The 242-nt window shown below is 50.0% G+C and carries 1 protein-coding gene; it reads left to right on the plus strand.

Features of this window, described 5'->3' with window-relative positions; translation table 11 throughout:
* Positions 1 to 86: 86 nt before the first annotated feature.
* The coding region (locus SB775_RS33155; RefSeq protein WP_410865540.1) for a HesB/IscA family protein at positions 87 to 242 on the plus strand (156 nt) is incomplete at its 3' end.

Below are 242 nucleotides of genomic sequence, written 5' to 3' on the forward strand. Positions count from 1 at the left end.
CTTTTAATGTCCAGGGGCCTGCTATAGGTCCCTTTTTATGTCTGCCCCATGCGGGTAGCAAGATGGAAAAGAAAGGGTGAACGTAGATGACACAAGTTGTAGAAATTACAGAAGCCGCTTCTTTCCAAGTGAAGGAAATGATGCGCCATAACGAAGAGGAAGGGTCTTTCCTGCGCGTTGCTGTAAAAGGCGGCGGCTGCAGCGGCCTGACATATGGAATGGGTTTCGAGCCGGAAGCTTCT

The organism is Peribacillus sp. SIMBA_075 (assembly GCF_046534585.1).